The organism is Vibrio sp. Vb1166 (assembly GCF_033338695.1).
GTDB classification, from domain to species: Bacteria; Pseudomonadota; Gammaproteobacteria; order Enterobacterales; family Vibrionaceae; genus Vibrio; species Vibrio alginolyticus.
The window spans coordinates 36,510-55,517 of record NZ_JAWOTE010000022.1; the positions used below are offsets into that span (position 1 = coordinate 36,510).

Genomic DNA, 19,008 nt, shown 5'->3' on the forward strand with positions numbered 1-19,008 from the left:
CAAGTATCTTGCTTACTTAGATATTATTTAGAATTATATTTTTATTGATAGTAATCTATTTATTTACGCAACGATACGGGTTTACTCAAACATTTGACTGAAATCAGCATCACAAACATTTTTTACCGCGGGGTGTTGGATCATTCGTTCCGCAAAAATCACGTAGTACTCTTCTTTTAGCCCATCGACATGGCCAATTAGCTGTAAATTTCGGTCGTCTTCAATCTCCGACATGTATACGGTCGGTGCCAAGAAAATCACATCATCGTGGTACCGAGCAAAAGCTTTCATCAACGCAACATCATCAAACTCCCCTAGCACATTGGGTTGAAGGCCTTGACGATCAAACCATTGAATAACTTTACGCCCCATAGCCGTTCGGCTCGCGGGAATCAGAAGTTTTTTTTGTTCCAAGATCTCAGGGAATCGCACATTTTCAATTTCAGAAGAAGCAAAAAAGCTCATGCTACTTTCACCCAACTTTTTGCTATAAAGGCCAGGACTTTGAGTAGAATCAACGGGACAATCCGAAAGGATCATATCTAGCTTGTGCTGAGAAAGGCGTTCAAGTAGCAGTTCGTGGGTCGATTCATAACAGCGTAAATGAATACTGTTATCTTCCGGGACGGTCGTCATCAGTACTTTACTGACCAAGCGTTTAGATAATGCATCGGCTACACCAACTTCAAATAGAATGTTCGAGTGCTGGCTGTAATTGACGATATCTAACATCTCATAGCTCAAACCGAACATCCGGTCGGCGTACTTAAACACAAGCTGACCTAACTCAGTGGGCTCAACTGTACGACCATTGCGCTTGGTTAACTTTCCTTTCATGCGCTCTTCAAGCGCTTTAATCTGTCCTGTCACGGTTTGCGGTGTCAGGAAGAGCGCGTCAGCCGCCTTAGTTACAGAGCCCTGTTTGCACACCATCCAGAAATAATAGAGATGGTTGTAGTTTAGATGTGACATGATCGAGTCCCGAAAAGAAAGTGATACTTTTTATACCAAATGTGACAGAGACAAACAATAAACTCGACAAAACCATACAATACCTTACAAAAGTATAAGTTTTACCGAAAGTATAAAGTCAACACTGTCATAAAAGTTGAACTGAGGCGCATTTTCTCTACAAAAAAAACGCAAAAATCAAATAAAACGAAATCAAAATTTAACCATTAAAATCAATAGGTTAAAAATTAATTTTCTTCCTCTTTTACGCCATTATCAAAAAGAACAATAAAAATCTCTCACAGCAAGAAATCTGTAATATTACTGAAATATTTATTCTCTAACATCGCCCGCAGATTCAACTACAGACCGAAAAATGAACTGAAAGGTCAACGGAGAAAATTATGATGAACCAAGCTACTTCAACAGTGGCACCAATTTCGAGCACAGCTCGTTGGTTACGCTGGGCTAACTTGGCATTCATGTTATATCTGCTTCTTCTAGCAGTATCTATGGTTGGTAGTGGCTTTAAATGGGCAACTGGCGATCAAGCTAAGGTGCTATTTGAATTTGCCGCACACCCAGTTGCAGGTCTAATGATCGGCTTGGTGGCAACAGCCTTAATTCAGTCTTCAAGTACTGTAACGTCTATTATTGTAGGCTTGGTTGCAGGTGGCTTACCTGTAGAAACCGCTATCCCTATGGTGATGGGTGCTAACATTGGTACCACAGTGACCAATACGCTTGTGTCTCTTGGCCACGTGCGCTGTAAAGAAGAGTTCAAACGTGCATTTGCAAGTGCAACCATTCACGACTTCTTCAACTTGCTTGCTGTCGCTATTTTCCTTCCGTTGGAAATGATGTTCGGCATTTTAGAGAAAGTTTCTCACTGGCTTGTTTCTCCACTGCTTGCTACTGGTGATATGAGCATTAAAGGCTTCAACTTTATTAAACCAATTACAAAGCCAGTCGTAGGCGCAATTAAAGAGCCACTTTCTACCTTCGGTGATACTGTTGGCGGCGTCATGCTTATTGCTTTGGGTATTGCGACTATCTTCGTTGCAATCACAGTGATGGGTAAATTGATGAAGAGCCTAATGGTTGGTCGCGCACGTGAAATTTTGAAAAACGCCATCGGTCGTGGTCCTATTCACGGCATCGTATCAGGCTCAATCGTGACCGTTCTAGTACAATCTTCCTCAACCACGACAAGTTTAATGGTTCCGTTGGTTGGTACTGGCGTGTTGAAAGTACGAGATATCTACCCTTTCACTCTGGGTGCTAACATTGGTACTTGTATTACGGCACTACTAGCAGCGACAGCGGTATCTGGAGAGTTCGCAGTATTCGCACTTCAAATCGCTCTAGTCCACTTAGTATTTAACATCATGGCGACGCTGTTTATCTTTGGAATTCCATTCCTACGTGAGATTCCGGTTAAAGGCGCTGAGATGATTTCTGAAATGGCTATTAAGAATAAAGCTGTTGTTGGTGGCTACCTAATGTCAGTATTCGTTATTCTACCAGGTGCGATTCTAGCCCTAACAACGTAACAACAACGACATACCATCGCTTATTGTTTAGGCTCCACATCGTGGAGCCTTTTTTATGATAATTAAACTGTTCAAATCGATTGTCCGGTGATAATTTGAGCCACATCAGCATGCTTATGCTGAGCTATCTCATTTGGAGTCGACAACATGACGCAGCTTAATGACGCTATTTCTGATCAGCTACTCGCAATAGACGAAAACCTAACCCAACTGGTTGCTGATATTGATATCCTCAGTAGCGTGAATCCTCTTAATTATGCTCAAGAAAGAGAACGTTTCATTAAAAACAAATATTCTCAAGAGCCTAATTTTCAATATTCAATTACTAATGTAGATACTCACAGCGCAAAGCGACGTCTATATGAGCTACCTCTAGAAAACATTCAAGACACCCAATTGCAGAGGCTGTACGCAGATGTAATTCAGTCTTATGCAGATAAACTGGATCAAGTGAATACCATAGGTACGCAAGAGTTTCTTTATAACTCCTTACGCTATTATGGGGAACCGAGCGCCAAAGATATTGCCAACGCCCATTTCATATTGCACCTTCCTACAGAAGAAGAAAAAGAACCTCAGCACGATAGCCGTGCAATAGCACGTTTCATGCAAAATTTTGCTCAACGCAATGGGTATGAATGTGAAATACAGGTGTTGGACGGGATGTTAGCAAACGCACTAGTTTCAGGATCTAGAGTCAAAATTAACCACGCGGCGTACATCACCACTGATGAGCTGGAGGCTCTTGCACATCATGAAATGGGAGTACATCTCCTAACTACGCTTAACGGTCGTCAACAACCGCTAAAAGTCCTGAGCTTAGGTTGTCCTGCCAATACCAACACTCAAGAAGGGCTGGCTATATTATGTGAGTATCTGTCAGGACATTTCAGTATCAAGCGCCTAAGAACCTTAGCCTTACGAGTTCTGGCAGTAGAGTCGATGATCAAGGATCGCGATTTCCGCCATACGTTCATGCTATTAAAAGAACAGTATAAAGCTTCTGATCTTCAAGCATTTACAACGACTGCCCGAGTCTATCGAGGTGGAGGTTTAACGAAGGATTACTTGTATCTTAGAGGATTCCGAGAGGTGCTCAATGCCTATGATAGATTGGGCGATGACTTTTCACTATTGTTGTGCGGGAAAACAGAGCTGAAGTACTTTGAGCTTATCCGTTCATTAGTGAGTAAAGAAATATTCACTCAACCTAAGTTTATTAGCCCGGCACTGTCCACACCGATGCAGACCAACCCAATTCACCGTTATATTGTCAGTGCACTAAAATAATACCTTCTAAGTACAAAAAAGAAAAAAGCTCCATTCGGAGCTTTTTCTATATCTTGAAGAACGATACTCGTTACACTGAGAATGGGTAACGAATAGGATCGTGATGCTCGTACCCTTCAACCCAAAAGTCATCCAGTGTGACCCATGTTTCCAAATCTTCTAGAGATTTAATCTCTGGGTTGATATGGAACGTCGGCGCTTTTAATGGCTCACGTTTCAACTGAACATCGCGCATCAGTTCAAGCTGATCTTCATAAATGTGAGCATTCACAATCTTATGAAATGCCTGACCAGGTTTCTTGCCCGTAATTTGCGCCATAATCACCAAGAACACGTAAACTTGAACCATATTGAAGTTTAAGCCAAGCGGTACATCACACGAACGCTGAGTACTATTCAGGTAAAGCGTATCATCCAGCAATGAAAAATGGTGACTGTACATACAAGGACGCAAGCACCCCATGTGGAACTCACCCGGATTGTAGAAGTTCAAGATTTCACCGCGGTCATCAACACCACGCGTTAAGTCATCCACTATCTTACGTAGCTGGTCAACATGACCACCATCAGGTTTCGCCCAGGCGCGCCCTTGAACCCCATTTTACCTTTTGTCACTTTTTGTTGTCCATATCACATAAAGTGACTTTCATAATCCATTATAGCCATAAGCACTTCTGTCTACCATCAAGCACCGAGTAAGAACTGGGAGTATTTTGCTCGAATAAGGGTTAGTTCCTTTGGTACAATTGAATAAAAGAAATGTAGGAATGAAAAAGTGAAACAATATCTAGATTTATGCCAGCGTATTATAGATGAAGGCGTTTGGGTAAAGAACGAAAGAACAGGCAAACGTTGCCTAACAGTTATAAATGCAGATTTGACTTACGATGTCAGTTCTGGTGAGTTTCCTTTAGTAACGACACGTAAGAGCTACTGGAAAAGCGCCATCGCAGAAATTATTGGCTACCTTCGAGGTTACGATAATGCCGCAGATTTTAGAGCACTAGGCACCAAAACATGGGATGCAAACGCAAATTTAAATGAGAGCTGGCTTGCGAATCCTCATAGAAAAGGGACAGATGACTGCGGTTTCATTTATGGAAAGGTTGCCAGAGCGTTCCCGAAACCTGATGGCGGTGATGTGGATCTTGTAAAAAAAGTTGTTAATAACCTTAGTAAAGGCATTGATGACCGTAGTGAGATAATAACATTCTATCATCCAGGTGCTTTTCATTTAGGTTGCTTACGTCCTTGTATGTACAGCCACCATTTCTCAATTTTAGGCGACACTCTGTATCTAAACAGTACACAACGTTCTTGCGATGTACCGCTCGGCCTAAACTTCAATATGGTTCAATGCTACTTTTTGTTAGCGATCATGGCTCAAATTACAGGCTTAAAAGCGGGAAAAGTTTTTCACAAAATAGTAAATGCACACATATACGAAGACCAATACGAGTTGATGCGTGATGTACAACTTAAACGTAAACCATTGAAATCGCCAACATTCCATATCAATCCAGAAATTAAATCTCTAGAGGACTTAGAAACGTGGGTTACTCTTGACGACTTCAAAGTAGAAGGTTATGAACATCACGAACCAATAGCTTACCCATTCTCAGTATGATTATTGCAGGCCAAGATCGCCAATCTTGGCCTGCAATAATATTGACGTAGTCGAAATATTGAACATCAAAGAATGCTAATTTATATTCTTAAGCTAAGTTCATACATATGCCCACTAGAGCGACGATCAACTGGTACTTCATTGTGTTCTGAAGATACTCTCCAAATAGGTAAAGAGTAATCCATTTCCTTACTAAGAATAACACATAGCGCACTTAAGATCTTGGGACCTAAAGGGACAACAATAGGTCTAGACACTTCAGAAATTGCAATTAATAATTCTCTCAGATTTAAATAACTAACATAAGGATTACATACATCATATTCAAATATGCAGTTTTTTGATGTACTTTCAATTAACGACTTATTATTTGAATAAATATCATCTTCAAAGCGAGAATCTATAGACTTAGGAATCAACAGATATTGTTGTTCTGTATCTAAGTAATTGCTGATCCCAATTGCTTTCCCTAGTTCATATCCCAATCCTAATACAATCGAACTAGGTAATTCAATATCGCCCATAGAGCCTGATAATGATTCAATTATAGGACCAATTTTTCTTATTGGTGATATTTCCTTCGATGGAGAACTATACTCAGCCAGTTCATAACAAATCCTAATGGTAGAACCTTTCTTTAAATTCTCCATTAACAACATAAGAATTGTTGCTAAGCGAGTGCGACTCATCACTGTTATATCCAATAAACAATTTATTTGTCTATTTGCCCAATCAGTGTTAATTATAGAATGGAGCTTCTTAAAAAGTTCTTGATCATTTTCTTCGATAATATTAGCATTTACTTCCTGATAGAAACTATAGTTCGATTTATAACTGTATGCAGATGTATGCTCTCTATATCCAACTGCTATTATACTGTTGAGGTTATCTTTAACAGAATTACACGTTGTAATAGCTCTACTTTCATAGCCTAGCCCTACTATAGCTAGATCATAATAGTTTACAGTAGTTCCTTTTAATACTTTCATTACAAGTCCAACCCCAACTGTTTAGAGTTCTCAAAACCATATGCATTAACTAATGTAATTGTTGAAGCACTAATATTATTAACATCCATTATTTTATTTAATTGAATTTTCTTTTGCTTTGTAAGTAGCAACCCATAATGATGAGAAAATAAATAAGAAAGCCTGCATGTTAAAACCTTATCCATCGAAGATCCGATACCATTATTATCAGGGGTTTTTACCGAAATCATGGCTCCCGCATTCAATGCAAAACCTATTGCATCTCTTAAATCTGATGGTGTATTTTCGTCAATAACTAACATACCTTTAGGCTCTGGATTAAATCTTTCTCCATATATTTCATCTTTAAAATAGTTTGCTATCAAATCTACAAGATTGTAAATATTATTTACTCGAACATCACTCGAATCAACAGCTATAGTACTTAGTAACGATCTAAATGAATCAAAATATGTTTCTAGTCCCGATATTTGCTCAGAAATAGAAACTAAACCTTTTTCCTTAATTATTGGAATAAACATATTCATAATCCCTATCAACATTCTAGGATTATATTCTGTAGATTTACATATATTTTCAAAACCAGCATAATAGTCAGCAGCTCTTCTACGCGGTTTTAATTTACCATTTTCTTTTTTACTATGATCTCTAAGATAAGATATAAATTTAATCTTCCTGAACTGAGATTGTTTTTCCTTCGCTTCGATATAGCTTAACCCATTCAGATTTCGATTATTTAAATACTGTTCAAACCCAACATCTTTTGCAACTAGAGAATCAAAAACAGCATCAATATCAATATCTTTTGGCTTTTCAAAACAGCTATCTATCGATTCATATATCGATTTTTTAATAAACAAATTCAGACATAGCTCTTTACAAAACTTAATACCTTCACTTTCAGAAAGTTCAGTTAAGTTAATATAGCTCAAATCTTGATCTTTCATTGAACTGTCTGGCGAGTTCGTAACATCAACTCCTTTATGATACGGAGACAATGCTAACTTAAGAATTATATCTGGATGACCACCTCTCATACTATTTATAAGAGGTTGAACTATTTCGTCAGGCGCTAGCTCTAACTCATCAAACAAAAATGCCCATTTTTTACCATCTTCATTTAAATATGTATTAATAATAGATATAGATGAATCTAATATACTTTGTATTTCACCATAAACAACATTTGGTCTTAGAACACTCGAACCAACAATTAGAGAGTTATTAAGGTACTTAGAAACAAGATTCTTTTTGATCACAATACTAGAAATCAAACTTTTCAAAGAATTAATTCTAGGTTCAACGCACCAAAGAGTAGATAGTTCTTTTACTAATTCAGACTCGTCAGACTTTTCCAAAAACACATGTCTATATTTATTTTTCTTTTCTGTAACACGGCAAGTTCTAAAGCTAACAGTCATTGCTAGTTGTTGAAGAATATGGTAAATAAACTGAGAATTAAGAACTCTCAGGTCTTCTTTTGATTTAATTCTCTTACTAGTGTTTTCAAATTGGGTTTTCCACACTCGATCTGTTGGAATGAACACTCCAGAGAAGTCAATCAAATTTCTAAATTGTTCTGCAACCTCATTTTCCCATAGCTCCAAAGATCTAACTTCGAGCATTCTCATTAATGTTGTTTTACCACTTCCTCGTGGACCCATCATAATAGTATGGCTAGATGATGCTAATCTATTATAATATTCATTAATAATAAATGTATTACATAACTCGGCAGTAGATGTGTTTTTCGCATTAATTGACTCGTTTATACTTGGTGTATAGTTATTCATAACGCTTACCAACTTCAGTTATTTCACCAGAAAATTCACGAGATATCATAAAACCATTTTTTTCTAAAAGTTTTTCTAAACGCTTAAACTCAAAAGGGGGTAAATTAAATATTTTATCTCTAAATTCATTTAATTCATCACCTTCAAGAAAGGAGTTAGATTCATTAATTTTTGACTTCAAGTGATTTAATATTTGTTCTGGAGTATAGAGTGACCCAAAACCACCACAAGCAGGAAGGTTATGGGATTTGGAAGGCTGCCATTGATGTAACTTATTCGATTCATAAGTTTCAAATCTTCCTACAACCTTTCCATTTTGGCTGCTTTTATCGATATCAATTTCAAGCAAGTAAAACTGATTGGATGTTCGGCTATCTATTGAGTCATATAAAACCGCAGATAAACTACCTGCTGATAAAATGGTAGGAGGTGTAGAAGTTCGTGAGTTTCCGTAGCTTATAGTCGCATAGTGTTTATGACCATGTATAATCAACCAAGGACCTATGTCAGCTGCCTCTATATTTGATAGCAAATAGTCGGCTCCTTCCATAGCCTCGCCATCATAGCTTACATCAACATAATCCATTTTTTGTGGATGATGATGACAAATTAAAAGATTTAACGGCTTGGATTTAACATCTTCTTGACTAAGCCTATCTTTGATTTGTTTGCTAACCTCTAAAGCAACTCTCCCGTGCCTAAACTCACTTCCAAATCCATGATAAGCACTACTATTTATTGATATACAGTTATAGTTTTCAGACTGAGTCAACTCCCAGTTCCATGCCCAAAAATGTGTGTTTTTATAATAGTCATTGAAAGGAAAAGGGGGATCTGTGAATTGAAGCTCATGCTTCGGAGAAAAGCCACTAGGGTTTGATTCATCTGATGGACGGGATTGATGGTCATGGTTTCCTGGAACACACAATACATCATCGATAGAAAGTTCACTTGCCAACGCATTTAGAAAGCTCCATCCAGCTTTAAACGTCTCCTTACATCCCTTATTACCGATGTCTCCAGCACATACAAGGATATCAATTTTTCTTTCAAGTTGTTTCAAGTACTCTATCAATGCCTGCCCATAGATATTGGGAGTACCGTTAACAATGAGCTTTGTATCAAGCTCGTGCTCCTGACTAGTCCCTACATGTAAATCTGAAACCACCAATATGCTTAATTTATTCATCTCAACGCATTTTTCTTAATACAACTGTATGCATTATAAATGCCCCCCACTTGAGAAGACTACCTCGTGAGTCGGATTTCTTGGTGTTGCACTCCATTTCTAGCTATTAAATTGTAATTTAAAGTTGAAGGGAGCTGCCCATAACGATCTCGAACGTTGTAAACAACGCTATCGGTCGAGATTGACTTCCCTTCTTCTCTATATGAGCAAACCCCTTGGACGAAAGTGCTTCAAGAGTACGGTTAACATCGTTGATAGCACGCCCACTCATTTCAGCAAGTTCATCAAGACTGTTTGGTTTTTCGCGAGCAATCAAATTCAGTAGTTCAATATTTTCGTTAGACAACAGTCGTGAAAGCGCAGCTAGTGACTCAAACAAAAAAAGAGGGTAAGACTCTTCATGCCTCACTTTTCCTTGTGCAATGCGAATCACTCGATTACGTGCAATCTCTTCTGATAGAATTCCGATTTTTGCCTTCATACAATCCTCACTCCTAAAATTTATCATCTAAATCGACTGAATAGTCGCCGACGTTCACTCATCCAATTATTCTTTCATTTTTTGAGAAGTAATGACTGATTCATCTGTATGCTGCTGTATGTCTTTTTCGAGCGAGTTTAGAAAGCGCTCAATGTCTGGTTCTCACAAGAAGGTTTCGATAGCTCACTACTTTTATCTTTCTCATCTTTCTCATCTTTCTCATCTTTCTCATCTTTCTCATCTTTCATTGCTAACTACTCCCGTTTTTTATTGATGCAATCACCTTCAATATATCTGTAGTGATAGCTGGGCATTTGTCGTTCATAAAAACCGTTACTTCATCACCAAATTTCATAGTTACAATACCGTTCTTATCGACACTTAGCAGAGCAAAAGACTGCTGCAAATCAAGAGTCGTATTATTTTCTTGAGCAGTGCTGCCTGTCATATATCCCCCATCATTGGATCGGAAGTATGTTTGCAAAAAGAGTAACAATTGTTACCCGCGATGTTTATTTGATTGTTCTGTTCAACTTCTCAACGTTTTCGGTGGAATGTTGAAATATTGCGTCCTTTACTAACGCAAATTCCGCTGCTGGAAACTGTTTGTCTATTGAGCTGAGTGCGTTACTAAATTGAGCGAGAAAGCCAGATACGACCTCGTGGCATTCATCATTGCTGATATCGAACTGACTAGCGGTCTGCTCTATATGTCGTAAGTAAATCTTGTTGATGTTGTATTTATATCCTTTAGATGCTTTCAGGCCGATCGATAACTTTAGTTTTCGCTTATTTAATCCTTTGGGACCTACAACAGGATAAGCTGATAGCAAATCGTAGAACGGTGTAAGCTGATAGTGTCCTTCTGGATCAATATGCACTGAAAAGTTTTTGAGATGACCATCGGTAGCACCAAGAAGATACTGTAATATCATAAACTTAAAAAAATCATGAGTATTTACATTGCTTTCCGCTGAGAAATTTAAAACATCAGCAATGCTGGTGATTCCTAACCCATTCTCCGATTGATATTTTCGATGTTCAGGAACGCCAAGAATCTGGCAAAAGTCTTCTTGATGCCTGCAAGATACGCTCCTTTCACCAAAACTCCTGTCAAACCGCTCGACAGCAAGTGCTTTAGCTCCTGATTCAGTCGCTATTATCTCGACATTGGGTACTTTAAATCCAAGCTCTTTGGCTATTTGAGTGCAGATGAATTCGTTCTCAATGCTGCTACTCATATCTAGTACAGAGCTACTTTGAGTAATCGCATCCATCGGATACTTGATAATGTGGCTGCTAATTGATTTACCTTGGGGTACATACCATTTGCCATTCAACTTCATCAGTGTTGTTTTTCTCTGTGTCCCCGAAATACACGGACGGTAATCAACAAAGAAAGGAAGAAATGACTTACGGTTAGTTACAAGTTCATCTAACTCACTTGTAGAGATCTCTCGGTATTCCCATCCTATGCTTAGAGGTTCCTTGCTGTCGGTAAACATAACGCCACCGATGCAATCGTGACCAATTTTAGAGAGTAAAGTGAGTGCATCGACGGATTGCACACCCACTGAGTGCGCGAGATCTAGTCGGTCTTCCATTACGTCAGGAAGGAGATTATTTATAAAATTCAATACATTAAACGATGAATTCTCACCTTTTATTAGTGGCAGGCTAAGCGAAATCGGGAAGGCTGAATCGTGTGCTAACCATTCATCAGAATATGAGAATGACAAGTTGTTCTTCGACTGTTGAATGAACTGCCCAACGAGCATGCCGTTGTTTGTGGCATATACGTAAAGTATAGAGTTGTACAAATTAACTCCCATTCTCTACTGGTTGCTTTATGTTTTTGTAGAAGGTAATGGCATTTTCTACAGCTAGCATTTCCGCTTTGATATCCAATCTACAATTGTCATGCTCGGATATATATTGGTCTAAACACGGCCGAAGTTCTGAGTGTTGAGCACACAACTGATTGAAATGCTTCCATGCCCTTTTATGAAGAGAATAGGACTCTGACAGAGCTGACTGTTTATCTTGCAAAATCGTCAAGAGACTTTCTCTCTTGAGAGAAAGATAATTCGAATCCTCACTATAATTGTCGTAATCAACAACCTCCCAGTCGATATGGTTAAACATAAAACCTTTGGAAAACATCTCATCACCATGCTTATCGAAACCGCACGAAAGGACTGCGCCGATAAACGACATTTCCTTCAATTTTTTTTCGACGTATTCATCCGATAAGTATTCTTTTTCATCACTGTCTAATGGAAAGGACTTTAAGTCGTTAGCTGAGAAATGTTCATTGTTATAAATAGCGAGAAATAACTCTTTTCTGATTTTTATCTTCATCTGATCAAAAATTAATCAATTACACCAATTATGAGGATTATAATCCGTGGCCATATAAGCCGCAAGCATGCATTGTTCAAGAAATTAATTTCATAAATAAAAAACATGAACACGAAACTTGCCGAAGCTGTAGGCCAACGTATTGTAAAAGTTAGAAAATCCAGAGGCTTACCTCAAGAAAAACTCGCGCTACTCGCAGAGATAGACAGAAGCTACATGAGTCGTATCGAACGCGGTAAAATCAATATCACGCTTGAAAAATTGTATAAGATTGCAGAGACCTTGGAATGTGATGTCAAGGAGCTTCTGCCCTAAGGTCTAACAGCTTAGTTTCATTTTTACTGAAAATATGAGGAAGATGTTGAATGAGGATCTTCTCAGAACAAAAAGTTATGAAGCTTTTTGAATTGGCCGATAGATAGATTCATGCATCATATGCTACGTTTTGTACAAACGACATAAAGAGCTAAAAAATGAGCAACTTACAGTTTGGGATAAAAATAGACTACTCGAGAGATGAAGAAAACTCGTCTCGTGTTTTTCATGCGATGGGAGACCTCATAGATGGCATAAATGAAATGCAGCAAGCAGTTATTGACTCGACAGGCTTGCAATTGCGCTTATCTTCTAAGCTCTCTCGTACAATTGAAGGTTCTGTAGTTGGCGTTCAAAATAATTCATTAAAAAATACGGATGGAACAGCTTACGAAAAAGACAACTTTTTACTTAAGGTTCAAAAGAAGATAGAGAGTTTTTTGGGCAAACCTGCTGAACATAACACTCGAGAACCTTTTAAGAATCTAGCAAATGAACTTCATAAAGAAGTAGTTGATTCATTTGAAAATGATGCCAGCTCTGCTTTAAAAATCACCCATATAGATGATTACCGAATAGCTAAAGGTGCGGAAAAAGCTCTGAATGCAATAAGAATCCAACTAACAGAACAAGATAAAGTATATGTTGGTATCGGTGATAAAAGTGTAGAGCCAAATAAAAGGATTGGCAAAAGTATCTCAATTAGCAAGAGTGTTGATGAAATATACTCTTCCGAGAAAGACTTTCCGCATGAAAAAATTGCTTTAGAAATAGTAAACGCTGCTTTTAGTGGGAATACATGGCGATTTAAGTGGCTTTGCAAAGTAACGGGTAGACAAGAATTTAGTGCAAAAATCACACACGCAGATTGGCTAGAAAACTGGTTTAACCGACAAGTAACAATACTTCCTGGTGATGGCTTACGAGTAGATCTTAGAGTGTATATGACCGACAAAATGAAGCGGGTCAGGCACGAGATTGAGGCCGTTCACGGAGTAATTCCTCGCACAGAAATGATGCAATTGTTAATGGACGATCAAGAGAATGCTTAGCCGTGCTATTAATGAGCTAGTATTTATAATCCTCCCTTTTATCGCAGTGCTGATGTTTCGTTTAGCAGAAGGTAGCGCGACTGAACTTTTTTATATCTCAGATCCTGCTATCGCATCATGCATAATGTGGGGTCAGCTTGCAGCCAGGTATGAGGCTTTAAAGGGCTATAAGGGAGAGAACGCTGATAATTTTGTTCTGTTTACAAATTTATTGCGGTTAGTTGCCTCCGTAGCTCTGATTTTATATGTGTTATTACTGACAAAAGAACTTGGTTTTTGGTGGCATGTTGTTAAAAATATATTCTTCGCATTTACATTGTTTAGTTATGCATTCTTATCTCATTTAGCTTTCTCCATGCAAGCTAAAATAGCAAGTTTGTCGTCCGATACATGAGTAGTCATTACACCCACAATTACTAAAAGCAGGCTTTGCTTTTTAGTTCTTCGAGTTTAACTAAGGTAAAAATGCTTGGAGTAACAACAAGCAGTATTCCTGGGCTAAAGTGCTTTTGTGCAAAACAGAGCTAGGCACGGCAGCTAGCTCTTTTTTGGACATTTCTGAGTTACCCCTTTACCTAAATTAGCACTTCATGGATTACCAATGGTATTACAAGATATCTATTCTAGTGACTAAATTAACTATGCCACTATACTGGTGCAGCTCAAGATAAGATATATGATTACAGGAGACATAGGGGGCTATGTCTCCTATTCAAACATTTATTTTCTTCGTTTTTTCAGGTTAGTAAAGTACTCATCAAGGTCTGCTACATCTTTTTCTAATTCATCAATATCTGGAAATGCGCCAGCAACTTCCTCTGCCATATCATGTCCGTGCAGTTTTGCGTTACGATGATCTACCCCGTCAGCAAGCCGTTGGACAAAGGCGAGTTTGGCAGCCGCAAGCAAGTCTCTCTCAAAAAAGGCCGTTTGGCAGTATTGATTTATTGCTTAATGTTCCCAACTGCAAAACGTCGGAATCAAGATGAACCCTTTGTGATAAAATGCGTTTGAATAGATGATATAAAAATTAATTTAAAATAAAGGTATATTTTTTTTAATTAATCTGTATAGTGGTCTTTGCTCTGACACAGAGTTGTTTCAAGATAAAATATAAAGAAAGTTTTCCAGCGTCATCCCTAGCAAGTTTCTCTCTGTAATCTCCTTAATGCTCTATCCTAAAATAATACCTATGTTCAGTGCACCTTAATTTTAATTTTATAAGGGGCATAATATGTCTAATCAAGTAATTGGTACAGTAAAGTGGTTTAACGAAACTAAAGGTTTTGGTTTTATTTCTCAAGAAAATGGCGATGATTTATTTGTTCATTTCAGAAGCATTTTAGGCGATGGCTTTAAGAAGCTTATTGAAGGCGAGCAGGTTTCCTTTACTGTAGGTAAAGGTCCTAAAGGCCTTCAAGCAGAAAATGTAACGACTATTTAGTCTTACAATTGAATTTACACTGCCTCGTCATACGCCTGGCGAGGTAGTTGCTCTGACAAAGATTTGTTTCAAGATAAAATATAAAGATAGTTTTCCAGCGTAATCCCTAGCAAGTTTCTCTCTGTAATCTCCTTAATTACCTATCCTAAAAATACTTATGTTCAGTGCACCTTAATTATAATTTTTTATAAAGGGGCATAATATGTCTAATCAAATATTTAATAATGAGAATAGAAATAATAAAAACAAATCTATTCAAAATAAAGAAACATCAATACATAAAAAAATAAAGATGAATAGCCTTCTCCAAAGGATTGCTAACGGTGAGACTGGTGTTGTTTTGGAGGAACTACTTTGAAAAATCACGGTAGAAAGAAGATCTGGTTTAAGTTAAAAAAGTGCGAATCATACACTAAAAAAATTTTATTATATTGAATGTAAGGTTTGTACAAGGTTGCTCATAGAAAGACTATGCTCTTCAACAGATGAGCTTTGGAAATAGCAACAACGAAATATCTGGGGCACACATCATATTATGACAAGTGGAACGTTAAGTTGCTTAAACTGTAGAAGCGATGAAACATACTCGTAGTGCTCAGGTTTGTGAGATGAGGTAATAACCATTCTATGATGGTTTTTTGCCGTCCATACTCCTTGATAATCAGTTGCTTGCCTAGTCCAGCTTTTAGGCAGAAACCAAGTCAGTTCGAACGTTTAAGCGTGAAACAATGCCATATTGAAAGCATCACACCACTACGTCTCCTCAAAAGGAATAGGACCATGCCGACCTAAAACACACCGTGATGGATAGCGAAACTATCTTCATGAAAAGTCTAACGAACGCCAAGCGCTCAGCTGAGCATCATGCGCCAGAGGGTGCAATACTAATTAAGATTAGAGATTTAATGGATCAGATGCTAAGTCGAATAACGCTTGATGCTTGATGATAGCTGGGTAGATAGCTGTGAAGACTGACGTTGGTTAGCAATCATGATTCGTTTTTCGTAGTAGCCTTTGACACAGTTTGGATTGTTTGTCTGACAAGGTTTGCTCACGATTAAGTTGATCTCGTAAACTTGTCAGCATGTCTCGGTCCAAGTTGCTCAGCTTTTCGGAATGTAAGAGGAGTGTCGTATTGATAAGCTCAGAGAGGTTTCGTGAACTCATAGTCCCCACTCTTTATCCCACTTTTTTTGTTCTTCAATCTCTTCTATGCGTTTGCGAACACCCATTTTTTTCAACTCTTCTGGTATTCGTTTAGTCCCTTTCTGATTAATACTAAATTGCTTCTGCTTTTGTGTCGGTTTAGGTAACTTGCTCATATATCATCCTATTGATGCTAAGAAAGATGATTTTATTCAGATTAGAATAAAGCCATTTCAATTCATTATCTCTTATTAATGTATCGTTCCGCGTTTGCAAAAAGTTTATCGCATGCTTTTTTCTGTGCTAAATATTCTGATGAACTTTCAGTCATAGAGTCGAGAATTTCTTTCGCTTCTTGATATTCTTTTACCATCGCGGCGAATCGTTCTTCGAAGTTGTTTTTCTGTGTTTTCTTGCTTGATTTTCTTACTGGTTTTCTCATATTGCTTCTTATCTTATCGATCCAAAAATTTATTTTATTCGTATTTCGAACGTTCAGAATCTTTATTAAAAAATAAAGTAAAAAAGTCTCCTCGACAGAAGAGACTTTTTATAAATATCTTACACTAACGTAACATTATCCGCTTGAGGACCTTTGTTACCTTGTTCAACAACAAAAGAAACCTTTTGGCCTTCAGATAATGTTTTGAAGCCATCACTAACAATTGATTTGAAGTGAACAAATAGGTCAGAACCGCCGTTATCAGGAGTGATAAATCCAAAACCTTTGGATTCATTAAACCATTTTACTAAGCCTGTTGATTTATTTGACATAATATATCTCGATACATTGATTAAGTTAAAAAGAAAGCTACTAAATAAGGAATGAAGAAAAAGGTATCGCAGGATAAATATGACGAATTTAATCGAATAAAAACTGAGAAGATCTTGAACTAAATATTTTACTAATAGCTCATCGTTTGAGCTTCTGACACTATACACTATATGAACATAATAGATATCTATTTCTTGATTGATTTTTATTGTCCATAAAATCAATGACATAAAAAGTGAAAGGCTGAATTGAAATCAACAGCATCATTAAAAATAATTATTGCAAAACAGATATTCGATACAAGCATGATCCCTAATTCTAACTTTGAATGGGGCATAAATGAGCCAGCACAGATCTAGCTGGCTCGAAGATGGACAAAACCTTGTCAGTGCCTTCTCTAATTTAGAAAGCTACGAATAATCACAGGTATTGCAAAGTTGTTGTGAAGGGCTAGTGCGATGAGCAACATCGCACCAGAAAAGTATTGGCTGGGTTCGGATTAAGTGCCGTTAAGTTCAATCATCGAGCTTTAACGTACATCAAGTGCACTCCTGTTGGAGTGACTTTTGTTAAATCTCGGCTGTATACGTACCCATATTTTTCTAACAAGTCGATAGAGTGATATGTCCAGCCAGCAGCAAATGCCACGCCTGCCAATGCAAAATAAATACTAATTTTGTTAGCTAACTGCATAGCTCTTTGAGAATAAAGTTCATTAATCTTCTTCCCATATAGCAATGCTTTAGGTGTCATAAAAAGCACACACACTAAAGCCCCAAAAACACCAACAGGAACCCACAAGGTAATAACGGAAACTTGCACAGTATCGGCTCGATTCAATAGCTCAAGGTAATCCAAATAAACGCTATAAGAAGGATAAAACCAACACAACAGCATTAGTGAAACAAAAAATAAGCCAGCCAAACGGATTTTAGTTTTATATCGCACTTTCTAACCTTTCAACTATCGTTTGAGAAATTTTGTATTCGCCCCAAGCCCATTCAATTAGAAGATATGTCGCTGTTACAGCAATTGCACCGATAATTATCGGTTGACCTAAGACAGCAGCAGCAAACAATGCGGCTTCACCAACTGCGCTTTGGAGCATAAATTTGAACATGTCAGAGCCAACATTCCCAAACCAATCCACTAGGTGGTAATCATCTTTGAACACTAGGTCACTAGTAGCAATACTCGCCGATACAACAAACGTTAAAACTCCTGCACCTTTAAAGTTTGCAACCCTAGATTTCGGGCTAAAACCAGTTTGCATTGCTTTAAATGAATTAAGCGGGTATTTTTTTCCGTTCATGTTGATACGAGAGCCATTCACTAACGCATGTTTGAGTACTTTCCCGTTCTGATCTGTCCCATTGAATGCGACAAAGATTTGTCCTCTGCTCTCAACAAGATCCGCCTTAATGTTCATATCCCCGAATTGCTTAGCAATAGACGCGGCGTCAAACATCGGCTCTGTGTGGTTGAACCATGATTTTGCTGTATTAATACTCGCTGCAAGAGCTGCAACGTCTTTACCAGAATCTAGCCAAACGTTATGCAATATCTTGTGCGCATCTTCTAAATCAGTAATAAGTACATGCTGATGATTCTTCGCCATTTCATCGTCAAGTGAACACTGTAGCCCGATAGAATCGCTTAGAATTTGAGGCGTTTTTAAACCTTGAGAGATTTGACCTAATCCAGCCTCTTGTCTATCTCTAAGAACCCTCTCTCTAATTTCTGCCCATCGCTTTTCATCGCTCGCGGTATACCTCAACTCTTCCTGACGCTCTCTACGTTGGCGAGCTGCTCGCTGTCTAGTTGTTTCTTGTCTTTCTTTTGGGGCTACAGGAGCGGATTCATATCTCATGGAAGTCGGTTTTACTGATAAATAAAAACGATAATAACAATATTTTCAAGTATTTATCATCCACAAGAAGACAATCTGATGATTTAACCAATCAAATAGGCAATCTGACAGGCTAAATAAGTATAATGTAGACTCAATCGTGTTGAGTTGCATTCTATCGAATAACTTTTTG

General features: G+C 37.9%; 22 protein-coding genes and 1 pseudogene. 8 read left to right on the plus strand and 15 right to left on the minus strand.

Annotated features, from left to right (window positions below; genetic code table 11):
* Positions 1-81 precede the first annotated feature (81 nt).
* Complete coding sequence (gene nhaR / locus R7E51_RS18655) at positions 82-972, minus strand: transcriptional activator NhaR (RefSeq protein WP_005381942.1); 891 nt, start codon at positions 970-972, stop codon at positions 82-84.
* Between the two features lie 386 nt (positions 973-1,358).
* Between nhaR and R7E51_RS18660 the strand changes: the two genes are divergently transcribed.
* Positions 1,359-2,504 (plus strand): Na/Pi symporter, encoded by a 1,146-nt coding sequence (locus R7E51_RS18660; RefSeq protein ID WP_025768431.1) that lies wholly within the window; start codon positions 1,359-1,361, stop codon positions 2,502-2,504.
* 147 nt (positions 2,505-2,651) lie between these two features.
* A complete protein-coding gene (locus tag R7E51_RS18665; protein WP_025768430.1) occupies positions 2,652-3,794 on the plus strand; it encodes a flavohemoglobin expression-modulating QEGLA motif protein in 1,143 nt (380 codons plus the stop codon).
* A gap of 70 nt (positions 3,795-3,864) precedes the next feature.
* Here the strand turns inward: R7E51_RS18665 and R7E51_RS18670 are convergent.
* Positions 3,865-4,392, minus strand: a pseudogene (locus R7E51_RS18670) (thymidylate synthase); the annotation flags it as partial.
* A 177-nt stretch (positions 4,393-4,569) separates the two neighbouring features.
* On the opposite strand from R7E51_RS18670, the gene R7E51_RS18675 reads away from it, so the two are divergent.
* Positions 4,570-5,421: a thymidylate synthase gene (locus R7E51_RS18675; protein ID WP_020196700.1), complete on the plus strand. Its 852-nt coding sequence runs from the start codon at positions 4,570-4,572 to the stop codon at positions 5,419-5,421.
* Between the two features lie 80 nt (positions 5,422-5,501).
* Here the strand turns inward: R7E51_RS18675 and R7E51_RS18680 are convergent, their stop codons facing one another.
* The 7 genes from R7E51_RS18680 to R7E51_RS18710 all read right to left on the minus strand — a co-directional run bounded on the left by R7E51_RS18680 (position 5,502) and on the right by R7E51_RS18710 (position 12,234).
* Entirely contained in the window at positions 5,502-6,410 is a 909-nt protein-coding gene (locus tag R7E51_RS18680) for a hypothetical protein (protein ID WP_020196701.1), read from the minus strand.
* Complete coding sequence (locus R7E51_RS18685) at positions 6,410-8,203, minus strand: ORC-CDC6 family AAA ATPase (protein WP_020196702.1); 1,794 nt, start codon at positions 8,201-8,203, stop codon at positions 6,410-6,412. The genes R7E51_RS18680 and R7E51_RS18685 overlap by 1 nt, the downstream gene beginning before the upstream one ends.
* Positions 8,196-9,392: a metallophosphoesterase family protein gene (locus R7E51_RS18690; RefSeq protein WP_020196703.1), complete on the minus strand. Its 1,197-nt coding sequence runs from the start codon at positions 9,390-9,392 to the stop codon at positions 8,196-8,198. The genes R7E51_RS18685 and R7E51_RS18690 overlap by 8 nt, the downstream gene beginning before the upstream one ends.
* A gap of 118 nt (positions 9,393-9,510) precedes the next feature.
* Complete coding sequence (locus R7E51_RS18695; RefSeq protein WP_020196704.1) at positions 9,511-9,873, minus strand: HVO_A0114 family putative DNA-binding protein; 363 nt, start codon at positions 9,871-9,873, stop codon at positions 9,511-9,513.
* 250 nt (positions 9,874-10,123) lie between these two features.
* Positions 10,124-10,321 carry a hypothetical protein gene (locus tag R7E51_RS18700; protein ID WP_020196706.1) on the minus strand — a complete coding sequence of 66 codons (198 nt, stop codon included), beginning with the start codon at positions 10,319-10,321 and terminating at the stop codon, positions 10,124-10,126.
* A gap of 64 nt (positions 10,322-10,385) precedes the next feature.
* A complete protein-coding gene (locus tag R7E51_RS18705) occupies positions 10,386-11,705 on the minus strand; it encodes a HipA domain-containing protein (protein ID WP_020196707.1) in 1,320 nt (439 codons plus the stop codon).
* Positions 11,695-12,234, minus strand: a complete 540-nt coding sequence (locus R7E51_RS18710) for a hypothetical protein (protein ID WP_020196708.1) — start codon at positions 12,232-12,234, stop codon at positions 11,695-11,697. Before R7E51_RS18710 ends, R7E51_RS18705 begins: the two co-directional genes overlap by 11 nt.
* Before the next feature lie 105 nt (positions 12,235-12,339).
* Here R7E51_RS18710 and R7E51_RS18715 point away from each other — a divergent pair, with 105 nt between their 5' ends.
* The 3 genes from R7E51_RS18715 (at position 12,340) to R7E51_RS18725 (ending at position 13,995) form a co-directional block, all read left to right on the plus strand.
* A complete protein-coding gene (locus tag R7E51_RS18715) occupies positions 12,340-12,549 on the plus strand; it encodes a helix-turn-helix domain-containing protein (protein WP_020196709.1) in 210 nt (69 codons plus the stop codon).
* Between the two features lie 158 nt (positions 12,550-12,707).
* On the plus strand, positions 12,708-13,601 hold the full coding sequence (locus R7E51_RS18720) for a hypothetical protein (protein WP_031829691.1): 894 nt from the start codon (positions 12,708-12,710) through the stop codon (positions 13,599-13,601).
* Positions 13,594-13,995, plus strand: a complete 402-nt coding sequence (locus tag R7E51_RS18725; RefSeq protein ID WP_020196711.1) for a hypothetical protein — start codon at positions 13,594-13,596, stop codon at positions 13,993-13,995. The genes R7E51_RS18720 and R7E51_RS18725 overlap by 8 nt, the downstream gene beginning before the upstream one ends.
* Before the next feature lie 326 nt (positions 13,996-14,321).
* Here the strand turns inward: R7E51_RS18725 and R7E51_RS18730 are convergent, their stop codons facing one another.
* Positions 14,322-14,510, minus strand: coding sequence for a hypothetical protein (locus tag R7E51_RS18730; protein WP_020196712.1), 189 nt, complete (start codon positions 14,508-14,510; stop codon positions 14,322-14,324).
* Between the two features lie 325 nt (positions 14,511-14,835).
* On the opposite strand from R7E51_RS18730, the gene R7E51_RS18735 reads away from it, so the two are divergent.
* Positions 14,836-15,045: a cold-shock protein gene (locus R7E51_RS18735; RefSeq protein WP_005380677.1), complete on the plus strand. Its 210-nt coding sequence runs from the start codon at positions 14,836-14,838 to the stop codon at positions 15,043-15,045.
* A 202-nt stretch (positions 15,046-15,247) separates the two neighbouring features.
* Positions 15,248-15,403 carry a hypothetical protein gene (locus R7E51_RS18740; RefSeq protein ID WP_020196713.1) on the plus strand — a complete coding sequence of 52 codons (156 nt, stop codon included), beginning with the start codon at positions 15,248-15,250 and terminating at the stop codon, positions 15,401-15,403.
* Between the two features lie 805 nt (positions 15,404-16,208).
* Here the strand turns inward: R7E51_RS18740 and R7E51_RS18745 are convergent.
* The 5 genes from R7E51_RS18745 to R7E51_RS18765 form a co-directional block, all read right to left on the minus strand.
* Positions 16,209-16,367: a hypothetical protein gene (locus R7E51_RS18745; RefSeq protein ID WP_020196714.1), complete on the minus strand. Its 159-nt coding sequence runs from the start codon at positions 16,365-16,367 to the stop codon at positions 16,209-16,211.
* A gap of 65 nt (positions 16,368-16,432) precedes the next feature.
* Positions 16,433-16,633, minus strand: a complete 201-nt coding sequence (locus tag R7E51_RS18750) for a hypothetical protein (protein ID WP_020196715.1) — start codon at positions 16,631-16,633, stop codon at positions 16,433-16,435.
* Between the two features lie 119 nt (positions 16,634-16,752).
* On the minus strand, positions 16,753-16,965 hold the full coding sequence (cspE, locus tag R7E51_RS18755; RefSeq protein WP_005380667.1) for a transcription antiterminator/RNA stability regulator CspE: 213 nt from the start codon (positions 16,963-16,965) through the stop codon (positions 16,753-16,755).
* Between the two features lie 520 nt (positions 16,966-17,485).
* A complete protein-coding gene (locus R7E51_RS18760) occupies positions 17,486-17,914 on the minus strand; it encodes a hypothetical protein (RefSeq protein ID WP_020196716.1) in 429 nt (142 codons plus the stop codon).
* On the minus strand, positions 17,904-18,836 hold the full coding sequence (locus R7E51_RS18765; RefSeq protein ID WP_020196717.1) for a hypothetical protein: 933 nt from the start codon (positions 18,834-18,836) through the stop codon (positions 17,904-17,906). The genes R7E51_RS18760 and R7E51_RS18765 overlap by 11 nt, the downstream gene beginning before the upstream one ends.
* Positions 18,837-19,008: the final 172 nt, after the last annotated feature.

What these genes read in the sequence shown, in the direction of transcription:
- R7E51_RS18710 (WP_020196708.1), bottom strand. Translation starts at nt 12,234, where the DNA reads ATGAAGATAAAAATCAGAAAAGAGTTATTTCTCGCTATTTATAACAAT.
- R7E51_RS18735 (WP_005380677.1), top strand. Translation starts at nt 14,836, where the DNA reads ATGTCTAATCAAGTAATTGGTACAGTAAAGTGGTTTAACGAAACTAAA.
- R7E51_RS18765 (WP_020196717.1), bottom strand. Translation starts at nt 18,836, where the DNA reads ATGAGATATGAATCCGCTCCTGTAGCCCCAAAAGAAAGACAAGAAACA.
- R7E51_RS18700 (WP_020196706.1), bottom strand. Translation starts at nt 10,321, where the DNA reads ATGACAGGCAGCACTGCTCAAGAAAATAATACGACTCTTGATTTGCAG.
- R7E51_RS18740 (WP_020196713.1), top strand. Translation starts at nt 15,248, where the DNA reads ATGTCTAATCAAATATTTAATAATGAGAATAGAAATAATAAAAACAAA.
- R7E51_RS18695 (WP_020196704.1), bottom strand. Translation starts at nt 9,873, where the DNA reads ATGAAGGCAAAAATCGGAATTCTATCAGAAGAGATTGCACGTAATCGA.
- R7E51_RS18660 (WP_025768431.1), top strand. Translation starts at nt 1,359, where the DNA reads ATGAACCAAGCTACTTCAACAGTGGCACCAATTTCGAGCACAGCTCGT.
- R7E51_RS18725 (WP_020196711.1), top strand. Translation starts at nt 13,594, where the DNA reads ATGCTTAGCCGTGCTATTAATGAGCTAGTATTTATAATCCTCCCTTTT.
- R7E51_RS18665 (WP_025768430.1), top strand. Translation starts at nt 2,652, where the DNA reads ATGACGCAGCTTAATGACGCTATTTCTGATCAGCTACTCGCAATAGAC.
- R7E51_RS18720 (WP_031829691.1), top strand. Translation starts at nt 12,708, where the DNA reads ATGAGCAACTTACAGTTTGGGATAAAAATAGACTACTCGAGAGATGAA.
- R7E51_RS18685 (WP_020196702.1), bottom strand. Translation starts at nt 8,203, where the DNA reads ATGAATAACTATACACCAAGTATAAACGAGTCAATTAATGCGAAAAAC.
- R7E51_RS18750 (WP_020196715.1), bottom strand. Translation starts at nt 16,633, where the DNA reads ATGAGAAAACCAGTAAGAAAATCAAGCAAGAAAACACAGAAAAACAAC.
- R7E51_RS18745 (WP_020196714.1), bottom strand. Translation starts at nt 16,367, where the DNA reads ATGAGCAAGTTACCTAAACCGACACAAAAGCAGAAGCAATTTAGTATT.
- R7E51_RS18680 (WP_020196701.1), bottom strand. Translation starts at nt 6,410, where the DNA reads ATGAAAGTATTAAAAGGAACTACTGTAAACTATTATGATCTAGCTATA.
- R7E51_RS18690 (WP_020196703.1), bottom strand. Translation starts at nt 9,392, where the DNA reads ATGAATAAATTAAGCATATTGGTGGTTTCAGATTTACATGTAGGGACT.
- nhaR (WP_005381942.1), bottom strand. Translation starts at nt 972, where the DNA reads ATGTCACATCTAAACTACAACCATCTCTATTATTTCTGGATGGTGTGC.
- R7E51_RS18715 (WP_020196709.1), top strand. Translation starts at nt 12,340, where the DNA reads ATGAACACGAAACTTGCCGAAGCTGTAGGCCAACGTATTGTAAAAGTT.
- cspE (WP_005380667.1), bottom strand. Translation starts at nt 16,965, where the DNA reads ATGTCAAATAAATCAACAGGCTTAGTAAAATGGTTTAATGAATCCAAA.
- R7E51_RS18705 (WP_020196707.1), bottom strand. Translation starts at nt 11,705, where the DNA reads ATGGGAGTTAATTTGTACAACTCTATACTTTACGTATATGCCACAAAC.